The sequence below is a fragment of the Variovorax sp. 22077 genome (assembly GCF_052044195.1).
In the GTDB taxonomy this organism is placed as follows: domain Bacteria; phylum Pseudomonadota; class Gammaproteobacteria; order Burkholderiales; family Burkholderiaceae_C; genus Variovorax; species Variovorax atrisoli.
On the sequence record NZ_JBQEQC010000004.1, the window covers coordinates 359,077 to 372,992 of the forward strand.

Below are 13,916 nucleotides of genomic sequence, written 5' to 3' on the forward strand. Positions count from 1 at the left end.
GCAGGAAAGGCGCGTACGAAGGAGAACCACGATGACCGACCAGCTGATCATTTTCGACACCACCCTGCGCGACGGCGAGCAATCGCCGGGCGCCTCGATGACGCGCGACGAGAAGATGCGCATCGCCAAGCTGCTGGAGCGGCTGAAGGTCGACGTCATCGAGGCGGGCTTCCCGGCCAGCTCGAACGGTGACTTCGAGGCGGTGAAGGCGATCGCCAACACGATCAAGGATTCGACGGTGTGCGGCCTCTCGCGCGCCAACGACCGCGACATCGGCCGAGCAGCCGAGGCCCTCAAGGGCGCGGCCCGCGGGCGGATCCACACCTTCATCGCCACCTCGCCGCTTCACATGGAAAAGAAGCTGCGCATGTCGCCCGAGGAGGTGCATGAACAGGCGAGACTGGCGGTGCGCTTCGCGCGCAACCAGATCGGCGACGTGGAATTCAGCCCCGAGGACGGCTATCGCAGCGACCCCGACTTCCTGTGCCGCGTGCTCGAAACCGTGATCGCCGAAGGCGCCACCACCATCAACGTGCCCGACACCGTCGGCTACGCCATCCCCGAGCTCTACGGCAACTTCATCAAGATGCTGCGTGAGCGCATTCCCAACAGTGACAAGGCGATCTGGTCGGTGCACTGCCACAACGACCTGGGCATGGCCGTGGCCAACTCGCTGGCCGGCGTGAAGATCGGCGGCGCGCGCCAGGTGGAGTGCACCATCAATGGCCTGGGCGAGCGCGCGGGCAACTGCTCGCTCGAGGAGGTCGTCATGGCGGTGAAGACCCGCAAGGACTACTTCGGGCTCGACCTGCGCATCGACACCCAGCACATCGTGGCCGCCAGCCGCATGGTCAGCCAGACCACCGGCTTCGTGGTGCAGCCCAACAAGGCGGTGGTGGGCGCCAACGCCTTCGCGCATGCCTCGGGCATCCACCAGGACGGCGTGCTGAAGGCGCGCGACACCTACGAGATCATGCGTGCGGAAGACGTGGGCTGGACCGCCAACAAGATCGTGCTGGGCAAGCTCAGCGGCCGCAACGCCTTCAAGCAGCGCCTGCAGGAGCTGGGCGTGGCCATGGACAGCGAAGGCGAGATCAACGCTGCCTTCCTGCGCTTCAAGGAACTGGCCGATCGGAAGTCCGAGATTTTCGACGAGGACATCCTCGCGCTCGTCAGCGCGGAGGAGGTGTCGAACGTTGGTGAGCAGTTTGCTTTCGTCTCTCTCTCCCAGCACAGCGAAACCGGCGAGCGCCCCCAGGCGAAAATCGTGTTCACCGTCCAGGGCAAGGAAGTCACCGGCGAATCCGACGGGAATGGCCCGGTTGATGCTTCCCTGAAGGCCATCGAGTCGCATGTCAAGAGTGGTGCCGAGATGGTTCTTTACTCTGTAAACGCCATCAGCGGCTCGACGGAAAGCCAGGGAGAAGTTACAGTCCGGTTACAAAACGCAGGGCGGGTAGTCAACGGTGTGGGTGCAGATCCGGACATCGTTGTCGCTTCGGCTAAGGCTTATTTGAGTGCGCTCAACAAGTTACAGAGCCAAGCTGAGAGAGTTGCGGCACAAGGTTAGGTTGTCGGGCGATCCTTGTTATTCGAATGAAGAAGAGGATGCAAGTAACTGATATTGCGTGTCTTTTTTGATTTCGATACACTGCGGTCCTCGTTTGTCGCCGCTGGAGATTTATTAATGCCTGAAGCCCGCCTAAGCCGAGTTTCCAGCCAGCGGTTCCTGCCCGCTTTCAAAGTCATCGCCGTCGCGCTCTGCGCCACGGCGTTTTTGCTGCCTGGCGCCCAGGCAGCAAAGAAGGAAAAGCCCGCCGCCAAGACCGCCGTCGCCGCCAAGAAGGCGAAGGGGCCTGTGCCCGTCGAAGTCAAGCGCAGCGCCGCTTCCTCGAAGACCGCCGTCGTCGCCAAGCGCGGCGGCCGTGCCGAAAAGGCCGAACGCGCCGAGAAGGTGGTTCGCGGCGGCCGCAACGTCGTCGCCACCATCCACAAGAAGAACGGCAAGACCGTGGTGGCCGTGCAGCGCCGCTCGGTGGTTCGCGTCGTGGAGGCTCCGCGCCAATCCTTCGGCCAGATGGCCGGCCTGCATGGAACCGAAGATGCGCTCGACCTGAAGTCGAGCGTTGCGCTGGTCATCGACCAGGACACCCACGAAGTTCTGCTCAGCAAGAACGACCACGCCGTGCTGCCGATCGCGTCGCTCACCAAGCTCATGACCGGCCTGCTCATCAGCGAGGCCCATCTGCCGAACGACGAACTCATCACCATCACCCAGGACGACGTCGACACCGAGAAGCGCAGCAGCTCGCGTCTGACCGTCGGTACCACGCTCTCGCGCGGCGAACTGCTGCACCTGGCGCTGATGTCGAGCGAGAACCGTGCAGCGCACGCGCTCGGCCGCACCTATCCGGGTGGCCTGGCGACCTTCGTGAGCATCATGAACGCCAAGGCCAAGATGCTCGGCATGAAGGACACGCGCTACGTGGAGCCCACCGGCCTGTCGAGCCGCAACCAGTCGAGTGCGCAGGACCTGGCTCTGCTGGTCAACGCCGCCTACGCCGATGCCACCGTGCGTTCGCTGTCGACCTCGCCTGAGTACCAGGTCGAAGTCGGCAACCGCGTGCTGCAGTTCAACACCACCAACCGTCTCGTGAAGAGCCCCGATTGGGAAATTGGCGTGCAGAAGACCGGCTACATCTCCGAGGCCGGCCAATGCCTCGTGATGCAGGCCCGGGTTGCCGGCCGCAAGCTGATCATGGTGTTCCTGGATTCGGCCGGCAAGTTCAGCCGCATTGCCGATGCGGAGCGCGTGCGCCGCTGGGTGGAAGCCACGCATGCGGTCGGTTCGCCGGCGGCCTCGTCGCGCAACGCTGCATACCAGGTGGCTGGCTGATCAGGCAGATCCTGCCCCCAACGAAAAACAGGCCCTGCGAGGGCCTGTTTTGTTTTTGACGGGCGGCGTGGCTGCTGCCGGTGCCAGGTCAAGCACCAGCGGAAGGTGAGGAGCTGGCGGAAGGCGAGGGCGTGGCCGACATGCCTTCCTTGAACCCCAGCGCGCCCGAGATCTCGTTGGCCGTGGCCTGCAGCTTGGGTAGCCAGCCTTCGTCCAACCTGTCGGCTGGCGCCGAGATCGACAAGCCGGCCACCAGCTTGCCCTGGTCGTCATAGATGCCTGCAGCCATGCATCGCACCCCCAGTTCCAGTTCTTCGTTGTCGCGGGCAATGCCGTACTGGCGTGCCTTCGACAGTTCGCGCTCCAGCGCGGGCAGCTGGGTGATGCTGTTGCGGGTGTGGCCAGCCAGCCCGGTGCGCGTGGCGTAGCTGCGCACCCGTTGCGGGTCGTCGGCTGCCAGGAACAGCTTGCCGGTCGAGGTCAGGTGCAGGGCGGCGCGGCCGCCAATGGCGCGCACCACCTGCATGCCGGAGCGCTCGCTGTAGGAGCGCTCGATGTAGACGATCTCGTCGCCCTGGCGCATGCTGAGGTTGACGGGCTGCTGCGTCAGCTTGTGCAGCTCGCGCATCGGGCCCAGGGCTGCATCGCGTACGTTGAGCCGGCCCTTGACCAGGTTGCCGAGCTCCAGCAGGCGCATGCCGAGCCGGTAGCTGCCTGCTTCGGGGCGGTCGACGAAGCGGCCGACGGCCAGGTCGTTGAGGATGCGGTGCGTGGTCGACGGGTGGAGCCCTGTCTTTTCGCTGATCTCCTTCAGCGAAATCGCGTCCTCGCGGGAGGCCAGGACGTCGATCAGCGCGAACATGCGCTCGATCACCTGGATCACGGGAACGGCGGGAATGTCGGATTGGTTTTTTCTCATGGCGCTCTGCGGTGATGACCGAGCGCCATTTTATCTTGTGAAATCGCCTGGTGCCTGCCAGCGGCCGTCCAACAACACTTCATGAGGGGAAAAGCGCGCCTTGTAGTTCATCTTGGGGCTGTGTTCGATCCAGTAGCCCAGATAGACGTGCGGCAACCCCAGCTTGCGGGCCTGCTCGATCTGCCAGAGCACGCTGTAGGTGCCGTAGCCGGCGCTCGAGTCGGGCTCGTAGAAGGTGTAGACGGCCGAGATGCCGTCGTTGAGCACGTCGAGGATCGACACCATCCTGAGCGCGCCAGCGCTGCCGTCGGGCAGGGTCTCGCGGAATTCCACCAGCCGCGAATTGACCCGGCTCTGCAGCAGGAACTGGGTGTACTGGTCGATGCTGTCGTGGTCCATGCCGCCGCCGGCGTGACGGCCGTTCTGGTAGCGCAGGTAGAGCTGGTAGTGCTCCGGCATGAAGCACAGCTTGAGCACGCGGGCCTGCAGGTTGGCATGCTGCTTCACCGCCCGGCGCTGGCTGCGGTTGGGACGGAAGGAGTTGGCCAGCACGCGCAGCGGGATGCAGGCGCGGCAGCCATCGCAATAGGGCCGGTAGGTGAACATGCCGCTGCGCCGGAAGCCGCTGAGCACGAGGTCGGAGTAGGCGTCGTTGTGGATCAGGTGGCTGGGCGTGGCCACTTGCGAGCGGGCTTGCCGGTCCGGCAGGTAGCTGCAGGGGTAGGGTGCAGTCGCATAGAACTGCAGTGTGTGGAGCGGGAGATCCTTGAGGTGCGTCACGTCAGGGAGGGAGGTCGCGCTGAAAGGAGTTCGGACCAGTATACGGGCTCGAATCGCCACCGTGGGCCCTGTTCCTGCCGTGCCCCTGCCACGTGCGCGACGAAGCGCTTGCGCGGCATTTCGCGGGCACCGAGGCTCGCGAGGTGGGCGGTGTTCTGCTGGCAGTCGATCATCCGCACGCCGAAGTGGCGACAGAGCGACACCAGCGCCGCCAGCGCGATCTTCGATGCGTCCGGACGGCGGGTGAACATCGACTCGCCGAAGACTGCGCGACCCAGCGAAACGCAGTACAGGCCGCCAGCGAGCTCGCCGTCGATCCAGGTCTCGACGCTGTGGGCGTGGCCCGCGCGGTGCAAATCCGTATAGGCCGCCACCATGTCCGGCACGATCCAGGTGCCCGACTGGCCCACCCGCGGCGAGGCCGAGCAGGCCCTGATGACGGCCTCGAAACCGTGGTCGATGCGCACCTCGCAGCCGGGTGTTTCCACGAAGCGCGCCAGGGTCTTGCGCAGCGATCGGTGCAGCCTGAACTCGTTCACCTGCAGCACCATGCGCGGGTCGGGGCTCCACCACAGGATCGGCTGATCCTCGCTGAACCAGGGGAAGACGCAGTTGCCGTAGGCCTGCATCAAAGTATCGACGTCGAGCGCGCCGCCGGCGGCCAGCAGACCGGGTACCGGGTCGGCTGCTCCCCAGGCCGAAGCGGGGTCGGGCAGGGCATCTCCGGGTTCGAGCCAGGGCAGTTGTCGCATGTCCATAGGTATACACGGCTTCGCAAACATGGGGCCAGTCGGTGAAAATCGCGTCCGGTCGACATCGCCACCAGCAGTCGGCTCCTACGACCCGGCGCCACAAGACCCGCCGGAAACCCTATAGTGCACAGCTTGCATTTGCAGCATCAACGACCAGATCAGGCAGGCCCGAGCGAACGCCGGGGATAAGTACAAGAGGACAACGTTGACCACTGAACCCAATCCCACCCGCTTCGGCAGCGGCCAGGCAGTTCGCCGCCTCGAAGACGAAAGCCTTCTCTCGGGCGCCGGACGCTACACCGACGACGTCACGCTGCCTGAGCAGGCGCACCTCGTCTTCCTCCGATCCTCGTATCCGCATGCGCGGATCGTTTCCATCGACACCAGCGCCGCCGCCGCCATGCCCGGCGTGCTGCGCGTGATCACCGGCGCCGAGATGGCCGATGCCGGCGTCAAGCCCCTGCCGGGCGCCGCGGGTTTCAAGCGCGCGGACGGCAGCGACAGCGCCAGCCCGCCGCGCCGGGCCATCGCCCATGAGCGCACCCGTTTCGTCGGCGAGGTGGTGGCCGCGGTGGTGGCCGAGACCGTGCAGCAGGCGCGCGACGCGGCCGAAGCCATCATGGTCGACTATGAAGAGCTGCCCATGGTGGTCGACCTCGCCAGCGCCACCGCCGAGGGCGCGCCGCTTCTGTGCGAGGAGGCCACCGGCAACATCAGCGCAGAAATGCGCCACGGCAGCAGCGAGGCCGCCACGGCTGCCTTCGCCCGGGCCAGCCACGTGATCGCCCTCGACGTGATCAACCAGCGGGTGGTCGCCCTCACGATCGAGCCGCGTTCGGTGCTCGCTGCGCGCGACCCCAAGACCGGCCGCCTCACGATCCGCATGAGCACCCAGATGCCGTCCGGCGTGCGCGACGCCATCTGCGCCGCCATCGGCCTGCCGAAGGAGAAGGTGCGCGTCGTGGTGGGCGACGTCGGTGGCGGGTTCGGCATGAAGACCGGTGCCTATCCGGAGGACATCGCCGTCGCCTATGCGGCGCTGCAGGTGGACCGGCCGGTGAAATGGGTGGCCGACCGCAGCGAGGAGTTCCTCTCGAGCGCGCACGGCCGCGACATCGAGGCGCGCGCCGAGATGGCGCTCGACGCCGACGGCAGGATCCTCGCGCTGCGCATCAAGACGCTCGCCAACGTCGGCGCCTACGCCACCGGCACGGGCGTCGCGATACAACTGCTCATCGGCCCCTGGGTGCAGACCAGCGTCTACGACATCCAGACCATCGACTTCCATTTCAAGGCGGTGCTCACCAACACCGCGCCCACCGGCGCCTACCGCGGCGCGGGGCGCCCCGAAGCCATCTTCACCATCGAGCGGCTCATGGACGAGGCCGCGCGGCAGACCGGCATCGACCGCGTCGCGCTGCGCCGGCGCAACTTCATCCGCCCGGAGCAGATGCCGTACAAGAACCCGATGGCGCAGACCTACGACACCGGCAACTTCGAGTCGGTGATGGACCAGGCGCTTACGCTCGCGGACTGGCAGGGCTTCGAGGCCCGCGCCGCCGAGTCGGCCGGCCGGGGCAAGCACCGCGGCCTGGGCATCGCTACCTTCCTGGAGTGGACGGGCGGCAACGTCTTCGAGGAGCGCGTCACCGTCTCGGTGCAGGCCGATGGCGTGATCGAGGTTTTCTCGGCCGTCAACGCCATGGGGCAGGGCATCGCCACCTCGCTGGCCCAGCTCGCTGTGGACGCCTTCGGCGTGCCCATCGAGAAGGTCCGCGTAGTGCTCGGCGACACCGACCGCGGCGACGGCTTCGGCAGCGCCGGCTCGCGCTCTCTCTTCACCGGCGGCTCGGCCGTGCGCATCGGCGCCGAGCGCACCATCGACAAGGCGCGCGAACTCGCAGCGCAGGAGTTCGAGGCCTCGCTCGACGACATCGTCTACAGCCGCGGCGTGTTCAACGTGGCCGGCACCGACCTCGAGCTCGACCTGTTCACGCTGGCGGCGAAGCAGCCCGGGCGCGAGATCTTCGTCGACTCCACCAGCACCGTGGCGGGACCCACCTGGCCCAACGGCTGCCACATCTGCGAGATCGAGATCGATCCGCCCACCGGCGAGATCAGCGTGGTGGCCTACAGCTCGGTCAACGACGTGGGTCGCGTGATCAATCCGATGATCGTGCGCGGCCAGCTCGAGGGCGGCGCTGTGCAGGGCATCGGCCAGGCGCTGTACGAGCAGGTGGTGTACGACCACGAGACCGGCCAGCCCGTCACCGGCAGCCTGATGGACTACGCGGCGCCGCGCGCGGACATCGTCGACACCATGTTCAACATGGAGATGGACGAGTCCACGCCCTGCAAGAACAACCCGCTGGGCGTGAAGGGCGTGGGCGAGCTGGGCACCATCGGCGCCACGCCGGCCATCGTGAACGCGGTGGCCGATGCCTTCGCGCGCAACGGCCTCGCCACGCGCGCGCCGCGCCTGCACATGCCGCTGAGCCCCGCACGCGTCTGGCAGGCGATGCAAACGGTCGATTGAGCAATCGTTTTCGTGGGGCACGAGGGCGTCGGCCATGCTTGTCACCAACGAAGTACAGACCGACGCAATCCGCATCGCCAGCTACCGCTGCGATGCGGGTCCCGACGCGCAGCCTTTCACCGAAATGCACGAAGGATATTCGGTCTCGTACGTGCGCAAGGGCAGCTTCGGCTATCGCACGCGCGGCAATGCCTATGAACTGGTCGCCGGCTCGGTGCTGGTCGGCTGCCCGGGCGACGAGTACGTCTGCACGCACGACCACCACGTCTGCGGCGACGAGTGCCTGGCCTTTCACCTCTCGCCGGGCTTCGTCGACCTGATCGGCGGCGACGGCAAGACCTGGCGCGCCGGTGGTGTGCCGCCGCTGGCGGAACTGGTGGTCATCGGCGAACTGGCCCAGGCCGCGGCCGACGGGCAAAGCGACGTGGGGCTGGACGAGCTGGGCATGTGGTTCGCGAGCCGCTTCGTCGAGGTCGTCTCGGGGCGGGCGAAGCCGAAGCTGCCTTCGTCGGCCATCTCCCGCGACCGCCGCCGCGCGGTCGACGCCGCGATGTGGATCGACGCCAACCTGCAGCACGACATCGGCCTCGACGGCGCCGCTGCCGAAGCCGGCCTGAGCTCCTTCCACTTCCTGCGGCTGTTCTCGCAGGTGCTGGGCGTCACGCCGCACCAGTACCTCGTGCGCTCGCGCCTGCGGCGCGCCGCGCGGCTGCTGGCCGAAGACGATCACCGGCCGGTGACCGAGGTCGCGCTGGACGTGGGCTTTGCCGATCTGAGCAACTTCGTGCGCACCTTCCATCGGGCCGCAGGGGTGTCGCCCGGCGGCTTCCGCAGGGCGGCAAAGGGCGATCGCAAGATTCTCCAAGAGCGGATCGCGGCGCTCTTCGATGATGGACTCCTGATCAACACATCGAGCAGGAAACCATCATGTACGACCACATCGGACTGAAAGTCGCGGACCTCGCCGCGAGCCGCCGCTTCTACGAGGCCGCGCTCGCGCCGCTGGGCCACGTGCCGGGCCCGCACGACGACAGCTACGCCGGCATCGGCCCTGCGGACGAGCCGGCACTGTGGCTCTATGCCGCCAAGGGCGCGGCAAAAGGGCCGGGCACCCATATCGCCTTCCGCGCACCCAGCCACGAGGCCGTGGCCGCCTTCCACAAGGCAGGCCTGCAAGCCGGAGGCACCGACAACGGCGGTGCAGGCCCGAGGCCGGACTACAGCCCGACCTATTACGCGGCCTTCCTGATCGATCCCGACGGCAAAAACGTCGAGACGGTCTGCCCCTGAACGAGAGGAGCGGCACCATGGCCACGGTCTACAAGGAATTCGTCGTCGAGGCAGGCGCAGCGCAGGTCTGGGATGCGCTGCGGGATTTCAACGCCGTGCACACGCGGCTCGCGCCGGGTTTTCTCACGGCCTGCACGATCGACGCGGAGGGCGCCCGCATCCTGACCTTCGCCAACGGCCTCGTTGCGCGAGAGGTGCTGGTGGGCATCGACGAGGCGCATCGCCGGCTGGCCTACACCGTCTCAGGCGGCAAGGCGACGCATCACCATGCGACGGCGCAGGTGTTCGAGGAAGGCGAGGGCCGCTCTCGCTTCGTCTGGATCACCGACGTATTGCCCGACGCCATGGCTGCCTACATCGCACCGATGATGGAGCAGGGCGGGGCGGCCATGAAGGCCGCGCTGGAAGGCCGGCCTGTTGCGGCCAAGGCTACGGCTGCGGCCTAGAAGTCTTCGAGCGGCAGCCCGACGTAGTTCTCCGCCAGCGCGGTGGAGGCTGCGGTCGAGTGCACGAGGTAGTCGAGCTCCGCCTCCTGGATCTTCTGCCCGAAGGCGCCCGTCTCGGGAAAGCGGTGCATCAGCGAAGTGAACCACCACGAGAAGCGCTCGGCCTTCCAGACGCGGCGCAGGCACAGGTCGGAGTAGCGGTCGAGCGCCGAGGCCGACTTCTCGCCGTAGAAGATTTCGAAGGCACGCGAGAGATACCCCACGTCGGCCGTGGCGAGGTTCAGGCCCTTGGCGCCGGTCGGCGGCACGATGTGCGCCGCGTCGCCCGCCAGGAAGAGGGAGCCGAAGCGCATCGGCTCCGCGACGAAGCTGCGCAGCGGCGCGATGCTCTTTTCCAGCGAAGGGCCAGTCACCAGGCGCTCGCGCGCTTCGGGGTCGAGCCGCTCGCGCAGCTCGTTCCAGAAGGCCTCGTCGCTCCAGTTCTCCACCCGCTCCTCGGTCGGCACCTGCACGTAGTAGCGGCTGCGCGTGGCGCTGCGCATGCTGCACAGCGCGAAGCCGCGCGCGGTGTTGGCATAGATGAGTTCGTGCGAAACCGGCGGCACGTCGGCCAGCACGCCGAGCCAGCCGAAGGGGTAGATCTTCTCGTAGGTCTGGATCGCGTCGGCCGGCACGCTGGCGCGGCTCACGCCGTGGTAGCCGTCGCAGCCGGCGATGAAGTCGCATTCGATTTCGTGCGTCTGGCCGTCCTTCTCGTAGCGCACGCGCGGCTTGCCCGACTGGAAGTCGTGCAGGCTCACGTTGGCCGCGCTGTAGATGGTGGTCAGGCCCTCGGCCGCGCGTGCTTCCATCAGGTCGCGCGTCACTTCGGTCTGGCCGTACACCGTCACCTGCTTGCCGCCGGTGAGGCCGTGCATGTCGATGCGGTGGCGCGCGCCCTTGAAGAGCAGCTCGATGCCCTCGTGCGGCAGGCCCTCGGCCTTGGCGCGGGTGTCGACGCCGGCACGCGCCAGCAGGTCCATGGTGACCTGTTCCAGCACGCCGGCGCGGATGCGGCCGAGCACGTAGTCGCCGCTCTGGCGTTCGACGATGACGTTGTCGATGCCTGCCTTGTACAGAAGCTGACCGAGCAGCAGGCCGGCGGGACCGGCTCCGATGATGGCGACCTGGGTGCGCATGTGGGTGTCTCCGAAAGGGTTTTGCGGAGCGTAGGGCGCGCGGGGCGTTCCGTGGAGGCCGCTTGCGCGGCTGTGTGCGATCATGCGAATGCGTGCGCGATCATCGCGCAACACTTCCACAGACGACGAACCATCCCGCCGAATGAGCATCGCCAAGGCCGACTTCATCGAGGGCATCGCCAAGGGCATGGCCGTGCTCGAAAGCTTCGACACCGAGCGCCAGCGCCTGAACGCCACGCTGGCCGCCGAGCGCGCCGGCCTCACGCGCGCCGCCGCCCGCCGCCACCTGCTGACGCTGACCCACCTGGGCTACCTGGAGACCGACGGCAGCTATTTCTGGATGGCGCCGAAGGTGCTTCGCTTCTCGGGCAGCTATCTCGCCTCGTCGCGCCTGCCGCGCGCGCTGCAGCCGACGCTGAACCGGCTCGCGGCGCAGACCGGCGAGTCTTTCTCGGCCGTGGTGCTCGATGGCGAGGAGGTCGTCATCGTTGCGCGCAGCGGCACCTACGGCACGCCGACCCGGGTGCTCGCCTACGGCCTGCACCTGGGCGCGCGGCTGCCCGCGCATGCCACCTCCACCGGGCGCGTGCTGCTGGCGGCGATGGCGCCGACCCAGTTCACGCAATGGCTCAAGGGCCGGCACCTGGCGCGGCTCACGCCCCGCACGGTGACGCAGGCACGGGGCCTGCGGCAGCTGATCGCCCGCACGCGCAAGGACGACTACTGCTTCGCCAGCGAGGAACACGAGCTGGGTGTGCAGGCGCTGGCCGTGCCGCTGCGCGACATGCAGGGCCGCACGGTGGCGGCGCTCAACGTGGTGCTCTCGGGCACGCGCTACCAGGAGGAGACACTGCAGCGCGAGATGCTGCCGCTGCTCTTCGAAGCCGCGCGCGAAGTCCGGTCTCTGCTCTGAGCGCCGGCCCGATCTGAACTTTGGCCGAAGCCCGCGCCTCGAACCCCCGAAACGGACACAACCATGCGACTGCTCCTCCTCGAAGACGACGTGATGATCGGCGAAGCGGTGCTCGACCTGCTGCGCGCCGAACAGTACGCGGTGGACTGGGTGAAAGACGGCGAGGCCGCCGAAACGGCGCTGCGGACCCAGCAATACGACCTCGTGATGCTCGACCTGGGTGTGCCCAGGCGCGACGGCCTCGAGGTCTTGCGCAACCTGCGCGCGCGCAAGCAGCGCATGCCGGTGCTGATCGCCACCGCGCGCGACTCGGTGCAGCAGCGCATCGAAGGCCTCGATGCCGGCGCCGACGACTATGTGCTCAAGCCCTACGACCTCGACGAGCTCCTCGCCCGCATACGCGCCTTGCTGCGCCGGGCGGCGGGGCGCGCAGAGCCGGTGTACGAGCACATGGGCGTGAGCATCAACCCGGCCACGCGCGAGGTCACGGTGGCCGGCCAGCCGGTGGTGCTGTCGGCGCGCGAATGGGCCGTGCTGGAGCCCCTGCTGGCGCGGCCCGGCATGGTGCTGTCGCGCGCGCAGCTCGAGGAGAAGCTCTACAGCTGGAAGGACGAGATCAGCAGCAACGCGGTCGAGGTCTATGTGCACGGGCTGCGCAAGAAGCTCGGCGCGGAGTTCATCCGCAATGTGAGGGGGGTCGGCTACATGGTGCCGAAGCTATGACTCGCCCCCAGGCTTGGCGCACTTCGTGTCGCTTCGCCAACCCCCTTCCGGGGGCGACGTCTATTGACCAGCGAAGCCGGTTCCGTGACGTCCCGCGAAGGGAGGGGGCATGAGGCGGCTGTTTGGGTCGCTGACCGGCTCGCTGCGCGCGCGCCTGTTGTGGTTCCTTCTTGCAGCCATCGTTCTGGCTGCGGGCGCACAGGCGCTGGTGGCCTATCGCACGGTGCTCGCGGAGGCCGACGACATCTTCGACTATCACATGCAGCAGATGGCGCTGTCGCTGCGCGCGGGCCTGCCGCCGAGCGCCGCGGTGGGAGGGCCGGGCGCCGCCGAGCAGAACTTCGACTTCGTCGTGCAGGTGTGGACAGCCGACGGCGTGCGCATCTTCGAATCGGCCGAGCAGGCCGCGCTGCCGCAGCTGGCGGTGCTGGGCTTTGCCGACGTGAACGCGCGCGGCACCACGTATCGCGTGTTCTCGATGCAGACGCGCGGGCTGGTGATCCAGGTGGCGCAGGACATGGCGGCGCGCCGCCACATGGCCGGTACGCTGGCGCTGCGCACCATCGCGCCGGTGGCGCTGATGGCGCCGCTTCTGATGCTGGTCGTGTGGTGGGTGGTGAGCAGGTCGCTTGCGCCGGTGGCGCGCGTGCGAAGGCAGGTCGCCTCGCGGCAGGCGGACGATCTCTCCCCGGTGAGCGACGAGAATCTGCCCGACGAGGTGCGTCCGCTGGTGCAGGAGCTGAACCTGCTCTTCGACCGCGTGCGCCATGCCTTCGATGCGCAGAAGCATTTCGTCGCCGATGCCGCGCACGAACTGCGCTCGCCCCTGGCCGCGCTCAAGCTGCAGGTGCAGGGCCTGCAGCGCGCACCCGACGATGCCTCGCGCGAACTCGCCGTGAGCCGGCTGGTGGCGGGCATCGACCGCGCCACGCGGCTGGTCGAGCAGATGCTCGCGCTGGCCCGGCACGAGGCCAGCATCGCGGCCGGCGCCAGGCCCGAGCCGGTCGACCTGGCCGAGGTCGCGCGGCTCGCGGTGTCCGACGCGGTGGCGGCTGCGCAGGCGAGAGGCATCGACATCGGCATCGCGCATGCCGACGAGGCTGCGGTGGTGCTTGGACAGTCGGAGGCCCTGCGAATGCTGCTTCGCAACCTGCTGGAAAACGCCATCAAGTACACGCCGGTCGAGGGCCGGGTCGACACCGGCATCGCCCGCGTGGGCGACACCGTCGAGCTCACCGTGGACGACAGCGGACCGGGCCTGCCGCCCGAGGAGCGCGAGCGGGTGCTCGACCGGTTCTACCGCTCCGGCGAGTCGCAGGCGCCGGGCAGCGGGCTGGGGCTGGCCATCGTCAAGTCGATCGCCGACCTGCACGGGGCGACGGTGGCGCTCGACCAGTCGTCCAGCCTCGGCGGCCTGCGCGTGCTGGTGCGCTTTCCGGCGCGCGCCTGAGTCCCTTGCGGCGGCGCCGCGCCGTTTAAGCGG

Annotated in this window: 13 protein-coding genes; 9 read left to right on the forward strand and 4 right to left on the reverse strand. The window is 67.8% G+C overall.

From position 1 onward, the window contains the following. Nucleotides 1-31 precede the first annotated feature (31 nt). Together ACTJLF_RS08210 and ACTJLF_RS08215 are read left to right on the forward strand one after the other, a co-directional pair. Nucleotides 32-1,570 (forward strand): 2-isopropylmalate synthase, encoded by a 1,539-nt coding sequence (locus tag ACTJLF_RS08210; RefSeq protein WP_019652979.1) that lies wholly within the window; start codon nt 32-34, stop codon nt 1,568-1,570. 117 nt (nt 1,571-1,687) lie between these two features. Continuing rightward, the gene (locus ACTJLF_RS08215) at nt 1,688-2,896 is read left to right on the forward strand and encodes a serine hydrolase (protein ID WP_184603038.1); all 1,209 of its coding nucleotides are present in this window, start codon (nt 1,688-1,690) and stop codon (nt 2,894-2,896) included. Between the two features lie 88 nt (nt 2,897-2,984). Here ACTJLF_RS08215 and ACTJLF_RS08220 read toward each other — a convergent pair whose 3' ends face one another. From ACTJLF_RS08220 to aat, 3 genes are read right to left on the reverse strand one after another with little or no spacing between them, the layout of a single operon-like run. After that, nucleotides 2,985-3,815, reverse strand: a complete 831-nt coding sequence (locus tag ACTJLF_RS08220) for an IclR family transcriptional regulator (RefSeq protein WP_019652977.1) — start codon at nt 3,813-3,815, stop codon at nt 2,985-2,987. Nucleotides 3,816-3,845: 30 nt separating this feature from the next. Further along, nucleotides 3,846-4,595 carry an arginyltransferase gene (locus ACTJLF_RS08225; protein ID WP_019652976.1) on the reverse strand — a complete coding sequence of 250 codons (750 nt, stop codon included), beginning with the start codon at nt 4,593-4,595 and terminating at the stop codon, nt 3,846-3,848. Further along, entirely contained in the window at nt 4,592-5,347 is a 756-nt protein-coding gene (gene aat, locus ACTJLF_RS08230; protein ID WP_184603041.1) for a leucyl/phenylalanyl-tRNA--protein transferase, read from the reverse strand. Before aat ends, ACTJLF_RS08225 begins: the two co-directional genes overlap by 4 nt. 205 nt (nt 5,348-5,552) lie before the next feature. On the opposite strand from aat, the gene ACTJLF_RS08235 reads away from it, so the two are divergent. The 4 genes from ACTJLF_RS08235 to ACTJLF_RS08250 are packed head-to-tail and all read left to right on the forward strand — an operon-like array spanning nt 5,553 to nt 9,619. After that, nucleotides 5,553-7,883, forward strand: coding sequence for a xanthine dehydrogenase family protein molybdopterin-binding subunit (locus ACTJLF_RS08235; protein ID WP_354408286.1), 2,331 nt, complete (start codon nt 5,553-5,555; stop codon nt 7,881-7,883). Nucleotides 7,884-7,917: 34 nt separating this feature from the next. Continuing rightward, nucleotides 7,918-8,832 (forward strand): helix-turn-helix domain-containing protein, encoded by a 915-nt coding sequence (locus ACTJLF_RS08240; RefSeq protein WP_132799862.1) that lies wholly within the window; start codon nt 7,918-7,920, stop codon nt 8,830-8,832. Beyond that, nucleotides 8,811-9,173 (forward strand): VOC family protein, encoded by a 363-nt coding sequence (locus ACTJLF_RS08245; RefSeq protein WP_440882818.1) that lies wholly within the window; start codon nt 8,811-8,813, stop codon nt 9,171-9,173. Before ACTJLF_RS08240 ends, ACTJLF_RS08245 begins: the two co-directional genes overlap by 22 nt. 17 nt (nt 9,174-9,190) lie before the next feature. Continuing rightward, nucleotides 9,191-9,619 carry an SRPBCC family protein gene (locus tag ACTJLF_RS08250; protein ID WP_132750837.1) on the forward strand — a complete coding sequence of 143 codons (429 nt, stop codon included), beginning with the start codon at nt 9,191-9,193 and terminating at the stop codon, nt 9,617-9,619. On the opposite strand, the gene pobA is transcribed toward ACTJLF_RS08250, so the two are convergent. Continuing rightward, on the reverse strand, nt 9,616-10,797 hold the full coding sequence (gene pobA, locus ACTJLF_RS08255; RefSeq protein WP_126184257.1) for a 4-hydroxybenzoate 3-monooxygenase: 1,182 nt from the start codon (nt 10,795-10,797) through the stop codon (nt 9,616-9,618). The genes ACTJLF_RS08250 and pobA overlap by 4 nt on opposite strands. A 142-nt stretch (nt 10,798-10,939) precedes the next feature. Between pobA and ACTJLF_RS08260 the strand changes: the two genes are divergently transcribed. From ACTJLF_RS08260 to ACTJLF_RS08270, 3 genes are all read left to right on the forward strand, one after another. After that, the gene (locus ACTJLF_RS08260) at nt 10,940-11,710 is read left to right on the forward strand and encodes an IclR family transcriptional regulator domain-containing protein (protein WP_440882819.1); all 771 of its coding nucleotides are present in this window, start codon (nt 10,940-10,942) and stop codon (nt 11,708-11,710) included. A 63-nt stretch (nt 11,711-11,773) separates the two neighbouring features. After that, on the forward strand, nt 11,774-12,433 hold the full coding sequence (locus ACTJLF_RS08265; RefSeq protein WP_019652968.1) for a response regulator: 660 nt from the start codon (nt 11,774-11,776) through the stop codon (nt 12,431-12,433). A gap of 109 nt (nt 12,434-12,542) precedes the next feature. Continuing rightward, on the forward strand, nt 12,543-13,883 hold the full coding sequence (locus tag ACTJLF_RS08270; protein ID WP_440882820.1) for an ATP-binding protein: 1,341 nt from the start codon (nt 12,543-12,545) through the stop codon (nt 13,881-13,883). Nucleotides 13,884-13,916: the final 33 nt, after the last annotated feature.